Source organism: Mycobacterium sp. NTMscope_MAC_12 (assembly GCF_976985675.1).
The window spans coordinates 121,541-145,431 of sequence record NZ_CDRJYY010000001.1; the positions used below are offsets into that span (position 1 = coordinate 121,541).

At 63.0% G+C, this 23,891-nt stretch carries 15 protein-coding genes, 6 pseudogenes and 1 other annotated feature; of the genes and pseudogenes, 13 read left to right on the forward strand and 8 right to left on the reverse strand.

All coding sequences use genetic code 11. The features are described 5' to 3' along the window. Positions 1-35 precede the first annotated feature (35 nt). The 7 genes and pseudogenes from AC0KS4_RS00540 to AC0KS4_RS00570 all read left to right on the forward strand — a co-directional run. Entirely contained in the window at positions 36-1,094 is a 1,059-nt protein-coding gene (locus tag AC0KS4_RS00540; RefSeq protein ID WP_007172225.1) for a BtrH N-terminal domain-containing protein, read from the forward strand. Between the two features lie 338 nt (positions 1,095-1,432). After that, positions 1,433-2,890, forward strand: a complete 1,458-nt coding sequence (locus AC0KS4_RS00545) for a flavin-containing monooxygenase (protein WP_007172226.1) — start codon at positions 1,433-1,435, stop codon at positions 2,888-2,890. Positions 2,891-3,337: 447 nt separating this feature from the next. Next, positions 3,338-3,949 carry a TetR/AcrR family transcriptional regulator gene (locus tag AC0KS4_RS00550; RefSeq protein ID WP_046184315.1) on the forward strand — a complete coding sequence of 204 codons (612 nt, stop codon included), beginning with the start codon at positions 3,338-3,340 and terminating at the stop codon, positions 3,947-3,949. A gap of 56 nt (positions 3,950-4,005) precedes the next feature. Beyond that, positions 4,006-5,304 carry a cytochrome P450 gene (locus AC0KS4_RS00555; protein ID WP_007172228.1) on the forward strand — a complete coding sequence of 433 codons (1,299 nt, stop codon included), beginning with the start codon at positions 4,006-4,008 and terminating at the stop codon, positions 5,302-5,304. Between the two features lie 11 nt (positions 5,305-5,315). Then, entirely contained in the window at positions 5,316-5,507 is a 192-nt protein-coding gene (locus AC0KS4_RS00560) for a ferredoxin (protein ID WP_007172229.1), read from the forward strand. A gap of 121 nt (positions 5,508-5,628) precedes the next feature. Further along, complete coding sequence (locus AC0KS4_RS00565) at positions 5,629-6,687, forward strand: LLM class flavin-dependent oxidoreductase (RefSeq protein ID WP_007172230.1); 1,059 nt, start codon at positions 5,629-5,631, stop codon at positions 6,685-6,687. Between the two features lie 337 nt (positions 6,688-7,024). Further along, positions 7,025-8,043, forward strand: a pseudogene (locus tag AC0KS4_RS00570) (flavin-containing monooxygenase); the annotation flags it as partial. A 37-nt stretch (positions 8,044-8,080) separates the two neighbouring features. Here AC0KS4_RS00570 and AC0KS4_RS00575 read toward each other — a convergent pair. From AC0KS4_RS00575 to AC0KS4_RS00595, 5 genes and pseudogenes are all read right to left on the reverse strand, one after another. Next, a complete protein-coding gene (locus AC0KS4_RS00575; protein ID WP_250644919.1) occupies positions 8,081-8,509 on the reverse strand; it encodes a transposase in 429 nt (142 codons plus the stop codon). Beyond that, positions 8,484-9,326, reverse strand: a pseudogene (locus tag AC0KS4_RS00580) (transposase); the annotation flags it as partial. The gene AC0KS4_RS00575 and the pseudogene AC0KS4_RS00580, both read right to left, overlap by 26 nt. A gap of 251 nt (positions 9,327-9,577) precedes the next feature. Then, positions 9,578-11,380, reverse strand: coding sequence for a group II intron reverse transcriptase/maturase (ltrA, locus tag AC0KS4_RS00585; protein ID WP_007172235.1), 1,803 nt, complete (start codon positions 11,378-11,380; stop codon positions 9,578-9,580). 697 nt (positions 11,381-12,077) lie between these two features. After that, on the reverse strand, positions 12,078-13,316 hold the full coding sequence (locus AC0KS4_RS00590; RefSeq protein WP_007172236.1) for an IS110 family RNA-guided transposase: 1,239 nt from the start codon (positions 13,314-13,316) through the stop codon (positions 12,078-12,080). 332 nt (positions 13,317-13,648) lie between these two features. Next, positions 13,649-13,972, reverse strand: coding sequence for a hypothetical protein (locus tag AC0KS4_RS00595; RefSeq protein WP_007172237.1), 324 nt, complete (start codon positions 13,970-13,972; stop codon positions 13,649-13,651). 137 nt (positions 13,973-14,109) lie between these two features. On the opposite strand from AC0KS4_RS00595, the gene AC0KS4_RS00600 reads away from it, so the two are divergent. From AC0KS4_RS00600 to AC0KS4_RS00620, 5 genes and pseudogenes are all read left to right on the forward strand, one after another. Continuing rightward, positions 14,110-15,000, forward strand: a complete 891-nt coding sequence (locus AC0KS4_RS00600) for a metal-dependent hydrolase (protein ID WP_172975555.1) — start codon at positions 14,110-14,112, stop codon at positions 14,998-15,000. Between the two features lie 46 nt (positions 15,001-15,046). Next, positions 15,047-16,612 carry a flavin-containing monooxygenase gene (locus AC0KS4_RS00605; RefSeq protein WP_007172240.1) on the forward strand — a complete coding sequence of 522 codons (1,566 nt, stop codon included), beginning with the start codon at positions 15,047-15,049 and terminating at the stop codon, positions 16,610-16,612. Positions 16,613-16,774: 162 nt separating this feature from the next. Then, positions 16,775-16,981 (forward strand): annotated as a pseudogene (locus AC0KS4_RS00610) (transposase); the annotation flags it as partial. A gap of 369 nt (positions 16,982-17,350) precedes the next feature. Continuing rightward, positions 17,351-18,229: pseudogene (locus tag AC0KS4_RS00615) on the forward strand (IS110 family transposase); the annotation flags it as partial. Between the two features lie 54 nt (positions 18,230-18,283). Next, positions 18,284-18,574: pseudogene (locus AC0KS4_RS00620) on the forward strand (transposase); the annotation flags it as partial. Here the strand turns inward: AC0KS4_RS00620 and AC0KS4_RS00625 are convergent. The 3 genes from AC0KS4_RS00625 to AC0KS4_RS00635 are packed head-to-tail and all read right to left on the reverse strand — an operon-like array spanning position 18,567 to position 22,355. Next, on the reverse strand, positions 18,567-19,028 hold the full coding sequence (locus AC0KS4_RS00625; protein WP_007172469.1) for a DUF6262 family protein: 462 nt from the start codon (positions 19,026-19,028) through the stop codon (positions 18,567-18,569). The pseudogene AC0KS4_RS00620 and the gene AC0KS4_RS00625 sit on opposite strands and share 8 nt — an antisense overlap. Then, complete coding sequence (locus AC0KS4_RS00630; protein WP_225325992.1) at positions 19,018-21,303, reverse strand: tyrosine-type recombinase/integrase; 2,286 nt, start codon at positions 21,301-21,303, stop codon at positions 19,018-19,020. Before AC0KS4_RS00630 ends, AC0KS4_RS00625 begins: the two co-directional genes overlap by 11 nt. Then, entirely contained in the window at positions 21,273-22,355 is a 1,083-nt protein-coding gene (locus AC0KS4_RS00635) for a tyrosine-type recombinase/integrase (RefSeq protein WP_033717226.1), read from the reverse strand. Before AC0KS4_RS00635 ends, AC0KS4_RS00630 begins: the two co-directional genes overlap by 31 nt. Positions 22,356-22,487: 132 nt before the next feature. Between AC0KS4_RS00635 and AC0KS4_RS00640 the strand changes: the two are divergent. Continuing rightward, positions 22,488-23,467 (forward strand): annotated as a pseudogene (locus AC0KS4_RS00640) (IS3 family transposase); the annotation flags it as partial. Continuing rightward, positions 22,508-22,639: a sequence feature (AL1L pseudoknot), on the forward strand. It overlaps the preceding pseudogene by 132 nt. Positions 23,468-23,891: the final 424 nt, after the last annotated feature.

A 23,891-nucleotide genomic window follows, 5' to 3' on the forward strand; every position in this document is an offset into this window, starting at 1 on the left:
AGACGCCCTGGGCAGGCCGTCAGGACGGGATCGTCATGGCGCGCGTAGAGGTGCCTTACAGACACGAGCTCGGCGGCCACTGCGGGTCCGGTGCCCTCCGCGATCTGACCGAGTGGGCCGGACTCCGTTGGGGTGTGCACGCCCCCCGCGAAGGACTGGTTTTCGCGCTGAGCGGCACGCTGGATTTTTCCTATGCCCGTTCCGACGAGTTATTTCCGCCGGTGTACCTCGTTGGCAGGGGCCCCGATCTCGAAGAGCAATACCTCACTAATGTCGGTGCACAGTTCGAGATTCGCGCCACCGATGACGGCGACCTCGGGTGGAAGTGGGTGACCGATCAACTCGACCGCCGCACCCCCGTGATGGTTTGGGCCGACATTGCTCATCTGCCCTATCTGCGCGCACGGTTGAGCATGAGCCGCCACGACATTGTCATCACCGGCTACGACGACGACCGAGGCGTGGCCTTGGTCGTTGACAACGACCGAGATTCGGTCCAACTGGTCCCCTACGAGGATCTCCGTCGGGCACGGTCTTCGACCGGCTTTCCCGTGCCGACCCGTCACACCGCCTACATCGTCGACTGGCCGACTACGGCGCCGGACTTGGCGGCGATCGCCGGTCCCGCCCTTATCCGAAGCGCGCAGGCGATGGCGGCAATCACCGACAGCCGGGGTCTTACAGTCACTCGCGACCCTGAGGCACAGAAGGATGGACTCGATGGTGTCGAGCATTTCGCCGTCGACGTGGCGGCGTGGCCTGACGCCCTGGACGATCACAACCTCGAAAGCGCCCTGTTTGCGCTGTGGGCGTTCATTGAGAAGGCGGGGACGGGAGGGGGGTTGTTCAGGGCCCTGCAGGCCGACGGCTGTCGAAGCATCGCCAACTTGCTGCATTCCGAAGCCGCCCTGGAGGCGTCGAGGGCTGCTCGGGAGGTGTCGACCGCCTGGACCGAAGTAGCCCGGATGGCTTACAACCCAGGCACCCCACTGCGGGCTCGCGCCGCCGCCACTGCGGCCGCAGCCGAGCGTGTGCCTGACGCCGAAAAGCGGCTCACGGAATCGCTCTTCGCCGCCGGAGCGGCTCTGACGTAACAATTTCCGCCTTGGGCCGGCCGCTGCATTCAGCTTGGCATCTGGGTGCCGAACGTCCACGCAGCGCGGCTTTTGACCCACCGGAGCCATTTTCGAGGGGTACGCTAACGACGGTTAACACTGTTGGTGGCTCCACACGTGTAGCGGTCCGCAACTGGGGCAGCAGGAGGGAACGCTTGGTGCACGGAACAAGGGTCGCCGCACCGGCGTGCGCGGGTAGGACGGCTGGTCGTGTGCCGACAACGAGCGGAAGCGCGCATCAATGCCTTAGTGCGTAGCGGCGCCGGTATCGGCGTGATCGGCAGTGCCGAGTACAAGTAGCACTTCAAGAATGAGTGATGAACATGACGGAACAACGGTCAGTCAAAGTCGCAATCATCGGTGCGGGCATGTCGGGACTGTGCATGGCGATCAAGCTGCAGGACGCCGGCATTGACTCGTACACCATTTTCGAACAGGCCGAGGATGTCGGCGGCACATGGCGAGACAACACCTACCCGGGGCTAACCTGCGATATCCCATCGCGGTATTACTCCTACTCGTTTCGGCCCAACCCGAACTGGTCGCACCTGCTGCCGCCGGGGCCGGAGATCCAGGCCTATTTCCAGCAGGTGGCCGACGAACGGGCCATCCGCCCGCACATCAAGTTCGGCGCCGAGGTCATATCCGCCCGATACGACGACGAGCGGTGGCGGATCACGACCGACGACAGCGAAGAGACATTCGACGTCCTTGTCACCGCGACCGGCGTGCTCCGGGTGCCGCGCTATCCGGACATTCCCGGCCAGGAGAGTTTTGCCGGGCCGGTGTTCCACTCCGCGGAATGGGATCACTCCGTCACCTTGCGGGACAAGCGGGTCGGACTGATCGGGACGGGCTCGACAGGCATACAGATCATTGCCGAACTCGGGGGCAAGGTCAGTCGGCTCACCGTCTTCCAACGCACTGCGCAGTGGGTCTTTCCGATGCCCAATCCGCACTACTCACCGCTGATCCAGGCCGCGTTGACGCGGTGGCCGAGGTTGAACGGCCTGGGCTATTGGTTCTGGGGATTGGTGGTCAGGCGCATCTTCGGCCGCGCGCCGATCCGTCCGGGATTTCAGCGCCGCTTGGTTCAGACGCTATGTCGATGGAACCTGCGACTCTCGGTGCGCGACCCGCAGTTGCGCGCGAAACTCACCCCGAAAGATCAGCCGATGTGCAAGCGCCAGATTATGGCGGGACATTTCTACCGTTCGGTCCAACAACCGGGTGTGGAGGTGATCAACGAGACGATCGACCACATCGAGCCTCGCGGCGTCATCACGGCCGACGGTACCTTGCACGAACTCGACCTGCTGGTCTATGCCACCGGGTTTGACGCCCGGGCCTACGTGCGCCCGCTGACAGTGGTCGGGGAGCGTGGGCTCACCCTCGACGAGGCATGGGCCGATGGCCCCACGGCGTATCGGTCGGTCGCGGTGCCCGGATTCCCAAACTTGTTCATGCTGATGGGTCCGCATTCGCCGATCGGCAACCAGTCACTGATACCGGTCGCCGAGGACCAGGCTGATTATGTGCTGTGGTGGATTAACCGGATCCGTGAGGGCCGCATCGTCGCCGCCGCGCCCACCAAGTTGGCCACCAAGGGCTACAACGACAGCATGAAAGCAGCGATGCCACAAACAATTTGGGTTACCGGTTGCAACAGTTGGTACCTAGGCAAAGATGGGCTTCCCGAATTGTTTCCGTGGACACCCGAGCGGCACCGAGAACTATTGCGTGCACCTGAGATCGCAGATTTCGAACTCCGATGAGACGCGCATCGAAAGCCAATCAAGGTCTTTTCGCGCGGATCCTGTCGCGCTTGGTGCCATGCACGTCATCGGTGAAGATGGTTTGGGGCCCTAACGCGAGCGCAAGCGTCTCGGATCAGGCGGCGGCAGAATTCGGAGCGAGGACGCTACGACGCCCATGGAATGGGGAACGACTTCGCGTGGTCTTTGGTGGTGACGACCAAGCGTGGCCACTGTCCTGGCAACGCTTACGCCCACCGTTATCACGCCGGCGTTTGCCGACTAAGCCATCGAACGCTCCGAGCCGGCGTTAGAACCGCATCAACGAAATCATGCAGGGACCGGCGATTGGTCATCTTCGACAGCAAGCAGGTGTGGTCCTCCACCGCCCGGACGGAACACTTGTGCAAGACGCATATCCTGCTCACCATGTCCACAGAGTCCGTTCGCCTCTCGTTTCGCCAGCACATGCGTGAGCAAGTTCTCAGGGCTGCGCGTGACCTCACTATCGAGAAGGGCTGGCATCGGGTTCGCATGAGTGAAGTCGCCAAGCTTGTCGGCGTGTCCCGCCCGACGCTCTACAAGGAATTCACCGATAAGCAGGGACTGGGTGACGCGCTGGTTGTGTCCGAAGGCGAACGATTCTTGAACGGCATTCACGCAGTTTCGGCACAACACGCCGGAGATGTCCGCGGGGGTATCACCGCCGCGGTGTCGTACACCCTCGAGGAAGCGGAAGCGAGCCCGCTCTTGAAGGCGGTGTTGACGTCAAATCGGCCTACAGACAAAACGGTTTCCGAGACAACCGGTATGTTGCCGCTCCTGCCGACCTCGGCATCGCTGCTGGAGCTATCCTCGGCAGCCCTCGTGACTTGGTTCAACGAGCACTTTCCAGGTCTGGATGCCGATGACGTGCATGAAGTCGCCGATGCGCTGGTGAGGCTCACTGTGAGCCATGTCGTGCTTCCTTCTGCCGATGCAAGTCTGACCGGTGAGCGGATCTCGCGGATCGCCCTTCGCTATTTGGGCGCAGATCCCGCGAGGCCGTTTACACAACGCAGATTTTTGTCTGGATGTTGACTTTATAGAGAAAAGTGTAAACACTGGCGTGGAGACACTAGCTCGGGAGGACCCTCATGACTGTCAGCGCTTCCGCTCCGAAGTCGTCGGTGGAGCGTCGTTCAGCACGTTCGTATGATTCTGCCGACCTGTCCTCGACTGCCTTTTGGGCTGGCACCGCCGCTGACCGTGAGAAGACCTACGCGGAGCTGCGCCGACGCGCCCCCATCAGCTGGCACCCGCGCGTCGAGCACACCATGATCGACGACGAGGACGACCAAGGCTTCTGGGCCGTGGTCACCCACCCGCTACTTGTCGAGGCGACCCGGCGACACGACGATTTCCTGTCTGGTCAAGGCATTGTGATGGAGTCGATCCCGCAGGAACTGCTCGACACCGCGCAAGGCTTCATCGCTATGGACCCGCCGCGGCATACCAAGATTCGACGATTGCTGGCATCCGCATTCACACCGAAGCAAATGCGGCTGACCAGTCACCAGATCGAGGCCAACGCGAAACGGGTCGTCGATGGCCTTGCCCCGCAAGGCGAGGCTGACTTCGTCGACCAGTGCGCCGCGTTGCTGCCGATGCACAACATCTTCGACATGATGGGCGTGCCGGACTCGATGCGCCGCGACATCGCGTGGGAGTCACGGTATGCCGGTGGGTGGAGCGACCCGGAGGTGATGGGCGAAGACCCGGTCATACCTCGCCTGTTCCAAGCGATGGGATTCTTGGGCGATGGCGCCCGCGAAATCATCGCCGCACGTCGCCGGCAGCCCGAAGATGACCTTATGACGAACCTCGTTCAAGCTGAAGTGGACGGCGAACAACTCACCGACGACGAGATCGTCTCGTTTTTCATACTTCTCACGATCGCCGGGAACGACACCACGCGCCAAAGCACCAGTCACGCGATGAAAGCATTGACGGACTTCCCAGACCAAAGAGCTTGGCTCATGGAGGATTTCGACGGACGGATCAAAGGGGCCGTGGAAGAATTCGTCCGGTGGGCCACACCAATCATGACATTTCGCCGGACGGCGGCTCGCGACTGCGAACTGGGCGGGCAGCAGATCACCGAGGGTGACAAGATCATACTTTTCTACAGCTCGGCCAACTGGGACACCACCGTGTTCACTAACCCGGAGAAGTTCGATCTGTCGCGCGACCCTAACCCGCACGTGAGCTTCGGAGGCGGGGGAATCCATCACTGCCTCGGCAACCAGCTGGCCAGGCAGCAACTCGCTGCGCTCTTCAGAGAACTGCTGCACCGCCTGCCTGATATTGAAGTCTGCGGGCCACCCAGCTACACCGTCAGCACGTTCTTCCACGGCGTGAATCACCTTCCCGTCCGCTTCACCCCGAACGCGTAAGGCGGCGTGGTATGAAGATCAGAGTCGACCGCAACCGATGCTCGTCAATCGGAATGTGTGAAGGCCTGGCTCCTGACTTCTTCGAGGTCAGGCACGATGGCCAACTCAATATCGTGAACCCCGAGCCACCGGAATGCCACAGATCACTCATCGAAGAAGCAGTATCGTGCTGCCCCACAGGCGCTCTCGCCGTCGAGGACTGAGACCGCGGTCCTGAGGCAACGCTGACACACCTGCTTGCTGTCGGCGGCGATGGGCTTTCGCCTTCGGGTCAACTAGCCGCTGACACCGTCTGTCACCTACCACACGATGGAGCCGTCACTTATGAGTACTTATGGACTTTCAGTCGTCGCCCCTGAACTTGCCGCGATGAAGGCCACCGCCGCGGCTGCCGACCAGGCCGGGTTCGACGCCGTCTGGGCATCCGAGTTCTACACCCGGTCGGGATCCATCTCGATGGCGGCGATGGCAACCTCGACGAACAGGTGTCGCATCGGGTCGTCAATCCTCTACGGCATCGGACGTAGTCCGCTGGTCTTGGCGACCGAAACACGCGACCTCGACGAACTGTCCGGTGGTCGGGTCGTGCTCGGGATCGGCAACGGCACCAAACGGATGATGAGCGATTGGCACTCTGTCACCGATACCAGCGCCCCCGCCCTGCGCGTCGAGGAACTCGTACCCCTTATCCGGCGCATCTGGAACCTGCACGAAGGACCCGTCCGCCATGAGGGCCGTTTCTACAATATGAATCTCGTCCCCACCGGGCCGGTAGAACCCCCTGCGCGCAATATCCCCATCGTCACCGCCGCCGTGCGGCCGCGAATGTGTGAAGCCGCCGGACGGGTCGCTGACGGCTTGGCCGGGCATCCACTCTTCACCACCGCGTATGTGGAGGAAGTCGTGCGGCCTGCGGTGGCCAAGGGCGCACAACGCACCGGGCGCGACCCTAACGGCGTCGAGATCGTGTCGATGGTGATGTGCTCCATCCACGACGACCCCGAGATCGCTCGTCGCGAGGTAGCGCAGCAGATCGCATTCTACGCCTCGGTCAGGACCTACGAACCGCTGCTCGACTTCTGCGGATTCGCCAAGCAGGGTGCCGTCATCCGAGAAGCCTTCACCCGCAGCGACTTTCAGGCCATGTTCAACGCCGTCACCGATGACATGATCGACGTCATGGGTGTCGCCGGCACCGCTGACGAGGTTCGCAACGGGCTACGCCGCTACGAGGGCGTGCTAGACCACATCATGCTCTACCCACCGTCGGTAGGTACCGCGCCTGAGCGGGTCGGACAGAACGTCGATGATCTCATCAAGCATTGCGCCCCGCCCAATATGCCTCCGGCCTCCCAGCTGCACGCGCGACCCGGACCACGGTAGCGACACGGCGATCTCGCACACAAAGTGCGCTGCCGCATCGATCGATGCCGACCTTCGGGTTCGCATGAAACTACTCATTTCCCTCTGGGACTATCTCGGTGGGGTGCAGTCCCCCAGTGACAGCCGAGCTTGCGTTTGGCAATAACGGTCCTTGGGGAAGGCTAGGACGATGCCGGTCCTCTTTCACTAGGAAGTGAAGTGGTCAGAACACGTTGTGGCACGCAGATGCGTTGCGGCGCGGACCTTCTGCGCCGCATCAAGGCGGTCCGACGGAGTAGATGCGGAGTCGATCGAGCGGTTTGGCGACAAGGTCATCGGGTTGCTAACCTCGATTAACATGTCAGAGTTGTTCGATGTGGTGGTCGTGGGAGCGGGGATTTCCGGTATCAGCGCTGCCTGGCACCCGCAGGATCGCTGCCCCGGTAATAGGTACGTAGTTCTAGAGCGCAGAAGTGATCCGGGTGGCACGTGGGATCTGGTCAAGTATCCGGGCATCAGGTCGGACTCAGATATGTGCACGTTCGGATTCCTTCAAGCCCTGGCACTCGGCCAGGTTCACTGTCGACGCGCCGACAATCAAGAACTATCTGCGTGAGGTCGCGACCGAGAACGGCATCCATGAGCACATTCACTTCGGTACCCAGGTCTTGTCTGCCGCTTGGTCGGACGCCAGCCGGCGCTGGACCATCAAGGCGGTTCGGAACGGCTGAGGAATTAGAGCTCGAGGCGCGGTTCGTCTTCATGTGTAGCGGCTATTACAACTACGACGCGGGTTACCGACCAAACTTTCCCGGCGAGGAGAACTTCGGTGGGCCCATATTGCAACCTCAGCACCGGCCCAGAGACCTTGATTATGCCGGTAAAGAACGTCGTCGTTATCGACAGCGGCGCCGGGCACATAACGATGCTGCAACGTTCGCCAACATCGACCGCTTCACCAGAACGGGTCACGAGTTGGCGGCCGATATCATCTTCTACCGCAACAGGATTGAACTTGTGGCTTTTGGGGGCGCCAAGCTTGGTCGTAACGGCCAGGATGTCGACGTCAGCAAGTCGATGACCTATAAGTCGATGTTGCTGTCCGATGTGCCCACCATGGCGTTCACCATGGGCTATATCAATGCATCGTGGACCTTGAGGGCCGACCTGGTATCGGAATACGTTTGTCGCCTGCTCAATTGCATGGACGCGCGCGGCTACGACACCGTCGTAGCCGCTCATCCAGGGAAGATGTCGAAGAAGAACCCTTCGCCGATTTCGCACCAGGCTACTTCCAGCGCGCGATGGACCAGCTACCGAAGGCGGGATCTCGAGGGCCATGGCAGGTAAAACACCAATTACCTCTTCGACATCCGTGAGTGAGATATCGTCAAGACCTGTGGATCGGTGAGTTTCAGGCGACCTGCGATCCGACGGTTTGAGGCTCAGCTGCCGACGGTTCGGGTGTGATGTCGATAGGCCGTTCGAGCGGCTTGCCCTTGTGGAAGACGGCGCTGGCACGGACGAGGGCGACCAAGTGTGGTGCGTTGACCGCGCGCCAGCGGGCCTGGGCGGCCTCGATTAGCTTGTAGGCCATCGCCAGCCAGGCCGCGCGGGAGCCCGGCCCTTTGGTGACTTTGGTCCTCAAACGTACTGTCGCAAAGGTACTTTCGATCGGATTTGTGGTGCGAAGGTGGATCCAATGCTCGGCGGGATACCGGTAGAACTCCAAAAACACCTCGGCGTCGTCGACGATCTTGGGCGACCGCTTTGGGGTATTTGGCGCCGTAGTCGATCTCGAACGCTTTGATCGCGAGCTGGGCTTTGTCGATATCCTCGGCATTGTAGATCTCCTTCATCGCCGCGACTGCACCCTGGGTGCACCGATTTCGGCAGTGCGGCAAGAATATTGGCCTGCTTATGCCACCAGCAGCGCTACTCTCGAATATCCGGGAACACCTCCCGCACGCCTTGCAGAAGCCCAGGGCGCCGTCGCCGACCGCGAGCACCGCTGCGGTCATGGCGCGGCGGCGGCAATCGCGCAGCAAATCAGCCCAGAACTCAGTCGATCCCCGGAAGCCGTCAGCCAGCCCGACGAGCTCCATGCGGCCATCAGCACGGACCCCGATCATTACCAGCAAACAGAGTTTCTCCACCTCAAGGCGCACCTTGAGGTGGATGCCATCCACCCACAAATACAGGTAATCGGTGCTGGATAAGTCACGCTTGCCGAAGGCTTTGGCCTCGTCCTGCCGCTGCGCGGTCAGCCGAGTAATCTCGGTCGCCGAGAGCGCCGCGCCCGTGCCGAGGAAATGCTCCGGCGCCGGGCCGAAATCCCCGCTGGACAGCCCGTGCAGGCACAGCAGCGGCAACACCTCGGTCATCTGCGGCGACTTGCGCGCCCACGCCGGCAAAATCGGGGAGGAAAACCGGCACCGCTCACCGGTGTCAGCGTCGATGCGCTTGTCGTTGACCCGCGGGGCCTTGACCGGCACCGCCCCAGCGGCCGTCAACACGGTCCGCTCCTCGTGGTAGCCGTTGCGCACCACTAGGCGATGCCCATTCTCGTCAACCTGATCGGTGAACTGCGCGATATAGGCCGACTTCGGCCTCCAGCGCCGCCGCAAGCATTTGCCGGGCGCCATCGCGGACGACCTCATCGAGTAACGAGCGACCCGAACCGGTGTTGTCGTTGGACTCGTCGACGTCGTGAACTACCGTGAGCATGGGCGTACCTTCCCAACCAGCGCGCCAACGCCGGTCCTTGATCAGACAAACCGAATTCAGAGCACCCTCGGGAAGGCGGCGCCCCTTCAGGCTGCCTCACCGAGGCTCATGTCGGGTAGGACCGCCGCATTGCTGCGGCGGTCCCCCCTCAGAACCGTACGTGCCAGTCGTCCCGGCATACGGCTCAAGCAAGCCCCGAGGACGTTGCGGGAACTGCGTAATTCGTTGGGCTCCCGCGCAACTTAGCCCGAAGGCTGCGATGGCAGGAGGCGTGTACCAGGTGGGTCTCGTCCAACCGGGCCAGCCGCCCGTGGTGGGTGAGATGCTCGGCGGCGATGGCTCGCTTGACAACTCCTAACCACCACCGTTCCCATTCGGAGGGCGACTGCGGGGGTTGATCGACGGTCAACAAATGATCGCCACACAGCGGGCACCGTCCGTCCTGCTTGGCGAGCAGGCGCAGGTTGTAGCTGTCCAGCGCGGGTTTGACCTTGCGCCGTCGTTCGGCCCAGTAGCTGGCCAATTCCGGGGCGTCGGGAGACGCCCGGCCCGCGACTAGCGTGTGTCGGACGATGTGAGTCCAGGAGAATTTGACCAGACACGCGATGTTTTCACGGCGGTCATCCAACGGCCGTTCGGGATCGCCGAACACCCACTGATCGTTCCTGAACTTGTTGAACCGACCCCAGTGGCGGCGTGCGATCCACTTTTTCGGCTTCTTCGGATGCGGTCGGCGCGCCCGCCCGGAGGTGAGCCGCCACATATAGTGGTCCAGCGAGCTGAAAACCTTGCTGGACACCGCACCTCGATAGTAGGCGGACCATCCCCGGATAATCGGGTTCATCCGGGCGATCACCGCCCTGGCGTTGGAGCCGCGCAGCCTGCGCATCTCCTCGGCCAACCGTTTGCGGATACGCTCGATCGCCTCCGGGCTCGGCTTGATCAACAACTTGCCCGGCCGTCTACCGTGGCGGTAGCAGCGGATGTTGAATCCGAGGAAGCTGAATCCCTCTTCGAGGTGGACGATGCGCGTCTTATCCTCGTTGAAGACCAGACCCCTCGGAGCCAGCCACCGGGCAAGCTGCGCCTTGACGTGTTCGGCCTGCTCACGTGAATGGCAGCAGGCGACCATATCGTCGGCATATCTCACCAGAACCGGGTTGCCCGCTATCGCCGCGCCGGCGTAAACACCGGTCGAACTGCGGTAACGAACTCCCGCGGCCTCCTCCAGGCCATGCAGTGCCACGTTCATCAGCAACGGGCTGATCACCCCGCCCTGCGGAGAACCCTCCTCGGTCGGCGCGAACCCGCCGTTCTCGATCACCCCGGCTTTCAGCCACTTTCGGATCATTTCCTTGGCCGGGAACGACCCCAGCTTGTCGAGTAGCCGAGGATGGTCGATTCTGTCGAACGCGGCCGACAAATCGGCGTCCAGAATCCATGCCCGTTGGGCTCGTGGCCCTTTGAGCGTGAGGAAAAGGGACTGGATCGCATCGGCACAGCTACGGCCCGGGCGAAACCCGTAGGAACGGGCCTCGAACCGAGCCTCCCACTCGGGCTCCAGCGCGTTGCGTACCCGCGCCTGATGACAGCGGTCCATCACCACGGGGATACCGAGCGGACGCTGATTTCCGTTGGCCTTCGGAATATACACACGCCGAACCGGCAAGGGCTCCCACGACGACCGCGAATCATGCACTCGCACCGCAATATTCGCTCTCGCCTCGGGCGACAGGGCAACCTCCCCATCGATCCCGGCCGTTCGACGCCCAGCATTGCGCTGAGTCACCTGTCGCACACTGACCAACGTGTTCGACCAGGAACCCAGCATCAGTTTCTGCAGCGACCGGACCGAGGCCCAGTCCTGCTCCCGCGTCGCCTTGAAGATCCTGCGCCGCAACCTCGCTACGTTTTCCTCATGGACACGCCAATCCACGACGGTCCAATCGAAAACGCCCTCCGGTCCGTTCACCTCTACGGTGTCCAACTTGCCCTTCCGGTTCGCAAGGCCCTCGGTCTCGGTATTTCAAAGGCTCACCTGCCCACGTCAGCGCCCTTTCGAGCCCAGCCACCACGCTGGTATCCGACCGGTTCCCCATGATCGCCGCCCAGGAGGAGCGGCGGCACCACGACCACAGGTCCCGCTGCCTTTCGGCCATCGGCATTCGCTTCTTGAGCATCCTGTTCCCGCCGAGGGATTCCGCCCCTCTCACGATCGGCCTACCGGCCCGAAGGCCGGACCCGACGGGGTTTCCACGTTCCGCGCATACGAGATACGGCCGGGGAGGGCGCCCTCTATACCCCGAGACCAGCGGTGTTCGCACGACCGGCCTGTGGCCTCCGGTCGCCGCTTGCCGCCACTGCCAGCGGCCGGGTCCTATCACCCGGGTTCTCAACCCGTCTTCCCGGGCTTCAAATAACGAGGCGTCATCAAGGGTTCATTCGCATTCGCCCGTCCGGCCTTCCCTCGCCCGGTCGTTCCCCCAGACGGAACGGGGGCCCTTGGGCTTCTTCCCTGAGCTTCGCACGCCCACGGGCAGGACCCGTCGACGCACGTCAGGGCGGGGATCGGTCACGAACACCAACCGAGAACTACGCGACCGGCATCGCCGACCTCCACTCCACGAGCTCACTCACATGCGCGACATCGCGTCGCACCCACAGACCTCCGATCTTGTTAACAGTCAAGCGGCGGCTCGTGTGGGGTGCGTCGGGGGTGGTCGGTATGCCTTGATTGGGTCGTAGGTTTGGCTGGTTTGCAGGCAGTGGTAGAGCTGGCCGAGCATGCGGTTGTAGAGGTGGCGCAGGGCTGCGGGGTGGCGGTCGCCGTGGTCGCGGCGTGTCAGGTAGTGAGCGCGGGTGGGTCCTTCGCAGCCGGCCGCGATGAACGCCCAGACGAATCCGACGGCGGCAAGTCGGTTGTTCTTCACGTGCCGGTGAGTGATGCGGATGCTGCGCCCAGAGGCTTTGGTGACGGGCGCCGACCCGGCGAACGCCTTCAATGCTCGGGCGTCGGCGAATCGTGTTCGGTCGTCGCCGATTTCGGCGAGCAGGCGGGCACCGGTAAGGTCGCCGACCCCCACAAATGAGGTGATGATCCTGTGGTCGGCGTGCTGGGCAAAGGTGGCGGCGGTGGCCTCGCCCAGCCGGTCGACGTTGGCGCACTCAGCGTCGAGGGTGGCCAGCAATGCGACTGCTTGGATACCGAAGGCGTCTTCGACCGGGGCGGGGTGTCGCAGCTGCGGCAGCCGCAGCTGCTGGTGGATTGTCGCCGCGAGCGTGGTCAGGCCGCGTTGGCGTCCGGCGCGGCGCAGGGCGGCGGTGATCTGCGGCTTTGACAGCCGCGCCGCCTTGGCCGGGGTGGCAGCGATGGCGAGCACCGCACGAGCTTCGGGTGCGGTGATTCCGCCGGGACGGTCGGCGAAGGCGTGCAGGAAACCCGGGAAATATTCCCGCAGCAGCGACCGCAGTTCGTTGCCGGCCCGGTTACGCCGCCAGGTGGCGTCCTGGTGGGCACGGGCCAGCACGGTGATCGATTGCGCCAGTTCGGTGTCGGCGGGTAACCGACGATGCTGGTCGATGTCGGTACGCAGGATGTTGGCCAGCGTGACCGCATCGCCGTGGTCAGACTTCTTGCCCGACATCGACGTCCGTTCCCGATAGCGGGCCACCGACATCGGGTTGATCGGGTAGATCGGTCGACCGCTGGCCCGCAACACGGCGACCAGCAACCCGCGCGGGGTCTCGATCGCGACCGGGATCGGATCCTCAGGGTCGTCGTCGGCATCGGCCAGCATGGCGGTCAGTTCGGCGAATCCGGCGACCGACTCGGGGATGCGCCGTCTGGCGACCAGCCGACCGTCGGCATCCACCAGCGCGACGTCATGATGATCCTGGGCCCAGTCGATCCCACACGTGACCATGGACAAATTTACCTCCTTGGTTGTCGAAATGTGTTGGGTGCGTGACCCTTTGTGAGAACGCGCGGCGCCCTAATAGCAAGGCTCTGATGGCCTGACCTCCGATTGAGCCGTTCGCGACCCCAGCAACCCGCACGACCCCCAGTCTTTGTCAGAGCTCAACGGCTCCCCGTCGATGAGGTGTCGATCGTGCAGGCGGGCTCGAACCACGTTCCCCACCCCAACCCCTTCCGAGGAGCAGCCGGTCACGACACGCCGACCTCGCCGTTCTCCCGGCAGGTCTAGCCGACCCCGGTATCGGTCAGGCGTTCCGTCGACACTCGCTGGCCGACCGCTCACTCGGAAGGTCGCAGAGCAGCCGGCGTTCCCGCCTGTGGAAGGGGGTCTAGCCCCGAGTTCTGATCAGGAATCGTCCAGTGCCCTACAAAGCTATTAGGTTCCTGATCATTGCTCCACCGCAGCGCCGTCGGGCGGGTATCACGCTGTCTGGCCAGGCGGTCAAATTCGAGGACCAGGTCCTCGCCGGTGATGCCGCGCGCCACCCGACCGTCGACGCATTTGCGGGTGTGTTCGTCGATGATCGAGACGATCTTTGATCTGGCGGCGGTCAGTGGTGCCATCGAAATGGAAGTCAACAGCCACACCCGCTTCAGGCGCATCTGCGTACCCCGGGCATGGCGCTTTCTGCGCCCGCGTCTCCCCAAGCGAGCGAGCGGGACATTTGACTTGTAGCACCACGTCTACACCCGATACTATCGGTATCCGAAACTGGATGTTCGAGGAAGGGCAGCCTGTCATGGTCGACGGAGACATAGGACAAGGGGCAGTGACCACTGCAAGTGCGGCAAGTGTGGGGTCTCGGTATCCGAGAACCCGGCGGATACGTTTCCCCTTTGGCGAGGGCAGCAAGTATTTCTTCGATGACGACATCATCTTCAGCCACCTGTGGGCGAACTTGTCGGGGTCGTTCCCGCCGGGGGAGGAGTTGTTCATTCGGTCGGTGCGCCGGTTTGCCGATGAGATCGCCGATCCTGGGTTGAAGAAGCGGGTGGCCGGGTTTATCGGTCAGGAATCGGTGCATGGCCAGCAGCATCGGGCGCTCAATGACAAGCTCGTTGACATGGGGTATCCGATTGGGTGGTGGGATTCCGAAAAGTTTGTTGATTGGGTGAAACGCATCGAGGAGGTGCTGCCGGCCCGGATTCCGCTGGCGGTGACAGCAGCCGCAGAACACTTCACCGCGATACTTGCTGAGCGGCTGCTCGGCGATGAGGACTTCCGGGCGATCCCGGGTGATGCGGAGGTGTGGAATCTCCTGAAGTGGCATGCGCTGGAGGAACTTGAGCACAAGTCGGTTGCCTTTGACGTATTCCGCTCGGTGGGGGGTACCGAGCGGGTGCGTCGACGTGTGATGGCGGTAATGATCCCCCTTCTGCTCCTCCTCATGAGTGGCACGCTGGCGTATTCGGTGGCGCGGGATCCCGAAGCGTGCCGTCAGCCAGTGCGACTGGTGCGTGAGACCTATCGGGTCTACCGCGGTCCGATATTTCGGGGTTTGATCCCAGAGCTCAGGCAATACTTGCGACCGGGATTTCATCCCGACGACATCGACACCAACGCGTTGCTCGAGCAATGGCAGGAGGAACTCTTCGGCACCAAGGGGGCCCTGGTCGGCTACCTGAAGTGAACCGAATTTCACCGAGACCGTCGCCAAGAAGGGAGCAAGCAGTTTTATGTCCGAATCCTTTGACGTTGTGATTGTGGGTGCGGGTATTTCCGGTATCAGCGCTGCCTGGCATCTGCAGGAGCGCTGTCCCAACAAGAGTTATGTAGTTCTAGAGCGCAGAGCTGATCTGGGTGGTACATGGGACCTGTTCAAGTATCCGGGCATCCGATCGGACTCCGACATGTGCACCTTCGGGTTCCGTTTCAAGCCGTGGCACTCGCCGCGCTTTACCGTTGATGGCGCCACGATCAAGGATTATCTCTGGGAAGCTGCCGCCGAGAGCGGCATCGACAACCACATCCGGTTTGGTAGCCAGGTATTGTCTGCGGACTGGTCGGACGCCGACAGGCGCTGGACGATCAAGGTGGCTGGGGACCGCCAAAAGACGACCGAGATCACGGCCGCGTTCCTGTTTGCGTGCAGCGGCTACTACGACTACGACCAGGGGTATCGTCCAGAATTCCGGGGCGAGAAGGATTTCGAAGGAATTATTGTTCACCCGCAGAACTGGCCCGAAGACCTCGATTATGCGGGTAAGAACGTCATCGTCATCGGCAGCGGTGCTACCGCAGTGACCCTTATTCCGTCCCTCGTGGATTCAGGCGCTGGCCAGGTAACGATGCTGCAGCGTTCACCGACTTACATCGGATCGCTGCCAAACATCGACCCCATTGCCGTGCAGCTCATCAAGTGGTTACCGACAAGGAGCGCGGACTTCGTCAACCGCTGGAAGAACATCCTGTTAGCTGTGGCGCAGTACAGACTGGCGCGTCGCTTTCCCCGTTCCATGCGAAAAGCGCTGATCGCTTGGGCTAAGCACCAGCTGCCCGCAGGCTATGACGTGGATAAGCATTTCGGGCCGAAGTACAACCCGTGGGATGAACGGATATGCCTGGCCCCTAACGGCGACCTTTTTAAGGCCATTCGGGACGGCAAGGCCGATGTAGTCACCGATACTATCGACCACATCACCAGGACCGGGATCAAGCTTTCCTCGGGTCAGGAGTTGACGGCCGACATCATTGTCGCCGCGACCGGTTTGAACATGCGGCTGTTCGGCGGCGCCAAGATTACCCGTAACGGCCAGGTCGTCGACGTCGCGAAGTCGATGACCTATAAGGCCATGATGCTATCCGACGTCCCGAGCATGGCGTTCACTATCGGTTACATCAACGCGTCCTGGACACTGAAAGCAGACCTGGTGTCTGAATACGTCTGTCGCTTACTCAACTACATGGATGCGCACGGCTACGACACCGTCGTAGCTCCCCACCCTGGCGAGGATGTCGAGGAACTGCCGTTCACGGATTTTGCGCCCGGCTACTTCCAACGCGCGATGGATCAACTCCCTAAGTCTGGATCCCGCGGTCCATGGAAAGCAAAGCAGAATTACCTCTTCGATGTCCGTCAAATACGCCGCGGCAAGATCGATGACGGTCTGCGCTTCACGACCAAAGCATCCCGGCCGGCAACTCTGCCGGCCTCGACATCACACCAAAGCACTTCCGAAATGGCTTCTGGCTCAAACCGAGGAAACGGTGAGCACCGCACAAATCCGCTCATCGCCGGATAATCCAACGGGGACTGTCTCGGTGAGTCCGGAGACTTTCTGATGTGAGAGCTCAGCTGGCGGCTGCTCTCTCGCGTTGAGCGTAATAGGCGGCCTCGAGTTCGGCTGGCGGAACATCGCCGCAGTATTCATACAGGCGGCGGTGGTTGAACCAGTCGATCCGCCGTGCGGTGGCCAGCTCGTTCGACCACCACGCCTCCACCTGAGGGGCTGTTGGCGCAGATGACCAAGGCGGTGCTCCAACGCGCTTTGGATGTCGAGATCGCTGATCACCTGGGCTATGAGTACGGCGATCCGGCTGGTTATGGCTCGGGCAACTCCCGCAACGGGCGCGGCCGCAAAACCGTGCTCACCACGGCCGGAGCGGTCGACCCGACTTTATCAAACTAGCTTCTCGGGCGCGCTTCGCTCTCACCGTGGTGATCGAAAATTCCGCGAGCCAGTTGCGGTTCCGAACGGGGCCTGCGCTGGGTTCAGCGTCCAGGCGGCCGACGGTTCATGCTGGAAGGTGTTTCGGTTGACCCCGGTTGCACTATGTTGCCTGTGAGCCCGCAAATTAGCCTGAGGGTGGAGAGCCCCCCATCCACGGGGACCGTGGAATGTTGCCGTCGAGCACGAGTGTCAGAATTCTGTTTCATCCCGCTCTCCTGTCAACGGCGACACGGGGTCAGTTTTCAGACGACGCCGACATCTCCCCGGAACACGCCCCTTTGTCAATCCTGTTGGGAGGCGGTGAGTTCGATGGATGTGGTGCACCCGCGGTGCGCGGGAATCGATTGCTCGAAGAAAGACGCGAAGGTCTGTGTGCGGATTCAGGGCCATGGACGCAGAGGAGCGTCGTCGACAGTGACGACATGGGGTGCCATGACATCACAGATCCTGGCGTTGCGTGAGCATCTTATCGCGCAGAAGGTCACGTGTGTGGTGATCGAGTCCACCAGCGACTACTGGAAACCGTTCTACTACCTGCTCGACGATGAGCTGAACATGATGCTGATCAATGCGTCGCGGGTGCGCAATGTGCCCGGCCGCAAGACCGATGTGTCTGATGCTGCGTGGCTGGCCGATCTCGGGGCTCACGGGCTGGTGACGGCGTCGTTGGTGCCGCCGCCGCCGATTCGTGTCGGCGGCAAGTGAATACTGACCAGTGCTTGCCGACTCCTGATCAGTTTTCGATTGCCGTTGACAATTCGCGCGCTGCGGGATCTGACCCACGCACGCACGCACATCACCCGGGAATGCTCGCGCGAGGTAATGCGGTTGGAGAAGCTGCTCGAAGACGCCGGGATCAAACTCACCTCGGTGGCCACCGACATCACCGGAGTGTCCGGACGAGCGATGCTCGAGGCGCTGATCGCCGGCCAGAACGATCCAGCCATGATTGCCGATCTGGCCAAGCGGACGCTGCGCCGCAAGATCCCGGCGTTGACCGAGGCGTTGATCGGCCGGTTCAGTGAGCATCACGCGTTTATGTCCCGGTTGTTCCTTGACCGCATCGATGCTCACACCGCCGATATCGGTCGCCTCGATGAGCGCATCGAGGAAGCGATGGCGCCCTTTCGCCTCACCCGGGAACTGCTGATGAGCATTCCGGGATTCTCCGGCAAGACTGCCGAGGTGTGAATCGCCCTGGAAATCCCGGAGGCTCCTGACCTTGGAAACGAGGATGCAGGTATGCCGAAGGAACAGTCGTCTGGGAAGCCCACGGCGCGTCGTTACAGCCCGGAGGAGAAGGCCGCTGCAGTGCGGATGGTGCGGGCACTGCGTGCCGAGTTGGGCACCGAGCAGGGAACGGTGTCACGGGTAGCCCGCCAGCTCGGCTACGGGGTCGAGTCGGTGCGCTCCTGGGTGCGTCAGGCCGATATCGACGACGGGTATGCACCTGGGGTGTCCACTGCGGAGTCACAGCGGGTCAAAGAGCTCGAGCAAGAGATACGAGAACTGAAGCGGGCGATCGTTATCTTGGGCGGGCTCGACTGTTTGGGGGCGTGATCTGGGTGTTTGTGTCGTGGACGGTGTCCGTGATGTGGGTGTCGGCGATGCGGTTGGCGCGGAGCTGTCCGTGCAGGAGTGCGATCTGGTTTCGTAGTTGACGGTTTTCGTTGTCGAGTTCGCGGATGCGTTCGTGTGCGAGGGTGAGGCGTTGGCGCAGGGAGGCGTCGGAGCCGCGCTCGACTGGGGCAGGTGGTGCCGGCTCGGGCGTCTCCGATATGGCGGTCAGTCGGCGGAGTTGGTCGCGCAGTGCGGGCTGGGCATACAGCCATGAGCGGGAGACGCCGGCGAGGGCGGCGATCTGTGTGATAGTGCGCCGCTGGCCGGTTTCGCCGAGTTCCTGCAGGGCTTGCCGGGCGCGTTGGAGGGTGTCGGCGCGGCGGCGTTGGGCAGCGGCGAGGAGGTAGTGGCTGTTGTCATGGCGCATCGGATGGTTCCTTTCCGCAGCATGTTTCGCTGCCCGCTGCAGCGCACCGGCAGTCGCGTTGGTCGGTTTCGAGGGTGGCGATGATGGTAAGCAGGTTGGTTTCGACGGTGTGGTTCATCTCGGCCAGGCGGGTGTGGCCGTCGGTTTGAGCACGCGAGATCAACGTGCGGGTGTCATCGAGCTGCTTGCGGTGTTGGGGTAGGAATTCGGCGGTCGTGATGAACAGCGGACAAGTCAAACATGCGTTGGCGTGCGGGCACGATTTCTGTAGTGGCAGACCACAATAGCCGTTGGGCAGCGCTATTTTCGCGCGTGCAAGGTTCTGCTTCATCCACTCGCCATCGGCGAGGGGCCCGTCGACGGTGATGTCGACCGGCTCACCGTGGATGTTGATCTTCTGGGCGCGTTCCCACTGCTCTCGTATGGTGGTGTCGGCCAATCGGGCATACACGGCGGTCATGGTGTGGCTGGTGTGGTCGAGCAGGCGTCGGACCACTTCCTGCGGCACCTCATGGTTGATCCATCGTGTGGCCGCCGTGTGCCGGAACTGATGAGCGGTGATATGCGCTGGCTGACCGAGTTCATCTGTGACACCACATGTTTCGAGCCACTGCCCGAGCTGGAGGTGGAACGTCACGGTGGGAATGGGCAGCCGTCCGTCGGGGTTGGCGCTGCTGCGCGGCAGCAACACGGCGGTGGTTGGAAACCGCTGCCGGGTGCGCTCCTGCTGCGTCTGGATCATGGCGGTGAGTTCGTCGTCGATGGGCACCACCGCGTCGCGGCGCATCTTATGGTTGCGGTAGCGCAAATAGACCGCGCCCTGCGGGTCGCGAACCAGACAGTCCAGCGCCAGCCGGGTGGCGTCGCCAATGCGCAGGCCGGTGCGGATGAGGACCTCCACCAGCAGCCGGATCCGCGGGTCGCTGATCCGGTCGAGGTTGGCCGGGCTTTCCAACTGGCCCATGACGAACTCGGGAATCGCCCGCGGTGCCGGTGTCTCGTCACGGCGGGGCTGGTCGCTGGGATACAGCTGCGCCTCGGCCGGCAGCGATGCCCACCGGTGCTGGCGAACGGCATTCAGAAACCCGGTCACACAGCCGATCTCGGCGCTGCGGGTCTTCGGTTGTGGGATCTCAACGGCCAGTCGAGCCAGGTAGGCCTCCAGCGCTGCCCGCTCGAGCGCACCCGGGCCCGACGAGCTCGCTAGTCCGGGCATGAACTGCGACAAACGAACGAGCGCGAGGCGATCACTGCGTAGCTGCCCCAGCCCGACTCCGCACGACATGCGCCACCGGCACCATCGTTTGGCCAGCTCTCGAAGCCAGACTGGGTGCACCGCAGTGAAATCCAGTTTGGCCCCGTCATGGCCGGAAACACCGAGCCGCCGTAGCCGCCACACGTCACGCTGGTATTCGCTGTCCCAGCCGGTCCCGTCGCGCAAATCGAGCACGCACTCGATCGCGTAACCGAGGAACGCGCGCGGGGTGTTGACCGACGCCGCGGCCGGCAGCCCGGCCAGCCAGTCGGCCAGCGGACGATCCAGCAGCGACTCGGCCCCGGTTGCCGACAAGTGGTCCAGCAGCGGCTTGATCGATCGCGGTGTGGTGCGGGTTCGGTTCAGGTCGACGCGGCATTGCAGCGCGTAGCCGATCTCCAGCCGCAACTGCGGCCGCAGCGGCCGCAAGTCGAAGCGATCCTCGCCGTAGCTGGCGCAGTAGGCGATGAACTCCGCCGCCGACGGGCGACCACGCAGCCGCCACCGCCGGTGGTGGGAATGACACCACCCGGCGTCCAGTTCGGCCCACAACATGCACCCCGGGATGGCGCACACCGCTGCCGGCGTGCCGGCCACGTCCGGCTTCCACCGATCCACCACTGGGCGTCCGGCCTTGTCCCAGGCGTGGGAATGCGTGTAGCACAACCGATACCGATGCTGCCCGAAGCCGCAACCGGGCACCAGGCACGATTGCAGCGGCCGGTACCCCATCACCTCTGGATCAGCGGTCGCCGCCCACGCCCGTCGGTCATCCGGGCGACCCGCCTTTCTCCACCGGCCCAGATGGGCCGGGCAGAGCCCGGCGTAGCGACTCGAACGCACACACCCGGGCACCGCGCATGCCGGCGACCCGAGAATCGGATCCGCGACGGCGGGCACCAGCACCTCGACCCGGAACTCCGCACGCACCGCTGCGCCCAAACGCGCAACCCAGCCGGGCTCAATCGGCGGCGCCAGCACCTCGACGCTCACCACGACCCATCCCGGTCCGCCAGCCACCCCGCGGCCACCAACGCGCGGCGGGTGTCCTCGACCTTCAGATGCGCGTACGCGTCACTGGTCGTCGCGATCGACGCGTGCCCCAACAGATGGGCCACCACCTCGACCGGCACCTGGCGGCGCAACAACTCTGTCGCATACGAGTGGCGAAAAGTATGCGGCCCGAACATGATTCCGGTCCGCTCCCGCAATCGGCAGACCAAATCGTAGACGCTGGCATACGTCAACGGATACCCAATAGGACCGGACCACAAGTTGACGAATACGTAATCGCTGTCCAGCTCGCCGTACTCGCCATGCAGATAATCCGCATACAGCCGGATCACCGCGCCCGGCACCGGCACCTGGCGACCCCCGCCCTTGGCTCGGGCACGATTCGTATTCACCCTCGGCACCACCGTCACCAGCCGAGCAGCCGCATCGATGTCGCTGTGCCGCAACCCCAACGCCTCACCAACCCGCAGCCCGGATGCAGCCAGCAGAGAAAACAGGAACCGATCCCGCAGCCGATCACAGGCCGCCACGATCGCCGCGACCAGTTCCGTGTCCAGCGTGTCCGGGATGCGCCGCTGGGCCCGTAACCGGATCCGCCTGCTGCGCTCCGGTCGAGATCCCAGGTGCGCCAGCAGTGGTCGCCACGATCCACCATGTCCCTTATGCCGCTGCCAGGTCGTCAACAGATCACCCAGGTCCACTCCGTGGCGCTGATGGAATTCATAAAACGCCGAGATTGCCGATAGCTTGCGGTTCACCGTGGCCTCCGAGCACATGCTCTCCGCCGTCGGCAGCGCTGACACATTGCCCACTCGCCCCGCCGCGGGTAGTCGCAGCCACGCCACGAACCGGCCCACCTCCTCCAGTCGCACCCGCGACCACACCAGGCCGCCCCGATCGAGGAACTCGAACCAATCCCGCAGATCATGGGCATAGGCCTTGACCGTGTTCGGTGAGCGCTCGATCGCGTGCAGATGCGACAAGAACGCCTCGACCGGCTCCACCACCACCGCATCCTGATCCACCAGCGTCCACGATTCGCGGTCGCCGAACGGCATCACCACCGACTGCACCCGCAGCCCAGGACTCGTCACAGACACCGAAGATAACTGGTCCACAACGCATTTCCCGGCATCTCCGAACGCGTGTCGTCTACATGGTGAACAGCTTCCTCACGGCCTCAGATAACCAACGAGATTCTGAAACGAGCGGCCAGTTTCTTCGGCGCGGAGCTCGACCGCCAACACAAGAAGTAGTCGACTTCATCGACACCCACCGTGGGGAATTCGGGGTCGAGCCCATCTGCACCGTCCTGCGCACCGCAGGGGTGTCGGTGGCCCCGAGTACTTACTACGACACCAAGGCACGGCCGCTGTCGGCACGGGCCCGTCGAGACGCCGAGCTGGCGCCCGCCCTGGTGGCGCTGTGGGACAACTACCGGGTCTACGGCGCCCGCAAGCTGTGGAAAGCCGCCCGCCGTGCCGGCCACGACGTCGGGCGAGACCAGGTCGCCCGACTGATGCGCGCAGCCGGCATCCAAGGAGCGCGGCGCGGCAAACGGGTCCGCACCACCAAACCCGACCTGACAGCGCCTCGCCACCCCGATCTGGTCAAGCGGAAGTTCACGGCGACTACGCCGAACCAACTGTGGGTCACGGATCTAACATTCGTGCCGACCTGGGCTGGGGTGGCGTATGTGTGCTTCATCGTCGATGCCTACTCCCGGATGATCGTGGGCTGGCGGGTGGCCTCCCACATGCGCACAACCATGGTGCTCGACGCGATCGAGATGGCCCGCTGGTCACGTGGAAACACATTGCCGGGCTTGACATGTCACTCCGATGCCGGGTCCCAGTTCACTTCCATCCGCTACGGTGAACGTCTCGCCGAGGTCGGTGCGGTGCCCTCGATCGGCACCATCGGGGACAGCTACGACAACGCTCTGGCCGAGACCGTCAACGGTTACTACAAGGCCGAGCTGATCTACGGGCCGGCTCACACCGGGCCCTGGAAGACCGTCGAGGACGTCGAGCTGGCGACCCTGGCCTGGGTGTACTGGCACAACACCAGCCGCCTACACAGCTACCTCGCCGACGTTCCTCCGACCGAGTTCGAAGCCACCTTCTACGATGCACAACGGACCGACCAACCCCTGATCGGAATCCAATAACCCGAGCCTCCGACAGAACCAGGGCGATTCATCACGCAGCTCCGGCGGATACCTCCTCAATGAACCACCTGACATGACTCCAACCTTCCCAAGAAGTGGAGTCTCCGGACATGCCGGGGCGATTCAGTGTGGAGCTCTTAAAGGCCATGGCCTGCATTCCAGACGGTCGCGACGAACGCTATAGTTATTGGCCATGAGATTAGATTCGATTCGCCGTTCGGGCGTTGTAGTGCTTGTCTTGGCCACGGCCTCGGTAGCAATGGTCGTGGAGGCGCTGGGGTGGCGCCGTTACCTTGTGCTGGGCACGGCCACACTAGCACTTGTCGTCAAGGCGGCGGGAGGGCGGCGTCGCCTCGGCGTCCGGCGCAGTCTGGGAAGAAAAGGCAAACGAACGGTCGCGTCCTAAAGCCGGTGTAAATGGGCC

Bases quoted from the DNA above. Each gene is read 5' to 3' on its own strand.
- AC0KS4_RS00575 (WP_250644919.1), bottom strand. From the start codon at position 8,509: ATGCCGAGGATATCGACAAAGCCCAGCTCGCGATCAAAGCGTTCGAGA.
- AC0KS4_RS00635 (WP_033717226.1), bottom strand. From the start codon at position 22,355: ATGCCGTTCGGCGACCGCGAATCGTGGACGCTGGTGGATCAGGATGCG.
- AC0KS4_RS00540 (WP_007172225.1), top strand. From the start codon at position 36: ATGGCGCGCGTAGAGGTGCCTTACAGACACGAGCTCGGCGGCCACTGC.
- AC0KS4_RS00550 (WP_046184315.1), top strand. From the start codon at position 3,338: ATGCGTGAGCAAGTTCTCAGGGCTGCGCGTGACCTCACTATCGAGAAG.
- AC0KS4_RS00565 (WP_007172230.1), top strand. From the start codon at position 5,629: ATGAGTACTTATGGACTTTCAGTCGTCGCCCCTGAACTTGCCGCGATG.
- AC0KS4_RS00555 (WP_007172228.1), top strand. From the start codon at position 4,006: ATGACTGTCAGCGCTTCCGCTCCGAAGTCGTCGGTGGAGCGTCGTTCA.
- AC0KS4_RS00545 (WP_007172226.1), top strand. From the start codon at position 1,433: ATGAACATGACGGAACAACGGTCAGTCAAAGTCGCAATCATCGGTGCG.
- AC0KS4_RS00605 (WP_007172240.1), top strand. From the start codon at position 15,047: ATGTCCGAATCCTTTGACGTTGTGATTGTGGGTGCGGGTATTTCCGGT.
- AC0KS4_RS00560 (WP_007172229.1), top strand. From the start codon at position 5,316: ATGAAGATCAGAGTCGACCGCAACCGATGCTCGTCAATCGGAATGTGT.
- AC0KS4_RS00600 (WP_172975555.1), top strand. From the start codon at position 14,110: ATGGTCGACGGAGACATAGGACAAGGGGCAGTGACCACTGCAAGTGCG.
- AC0KS4_RS00595 (WP_007172237.1), bottom strand. From the start codon at position 13,972: ATGCGCCTGAAGCGGGTGTGGCTGTTGACTTCCATTTCGATGGCACCA.
- AC0KS4_RS00590 (WP_007172236.1), bottom strand. From the start codon at position 13,316: ATGGTCACGTGTGGGATCGACTGGGCCCAGGATCATCATGACGTCGCG.
- AC0KS4_RS00625 (WP_007172469.1), bottom strand. From the start codon at position 19,028: ATGCGCCATGACAACAGCCACTACCTCCTCGCCGCTGCCCAACGCCGC.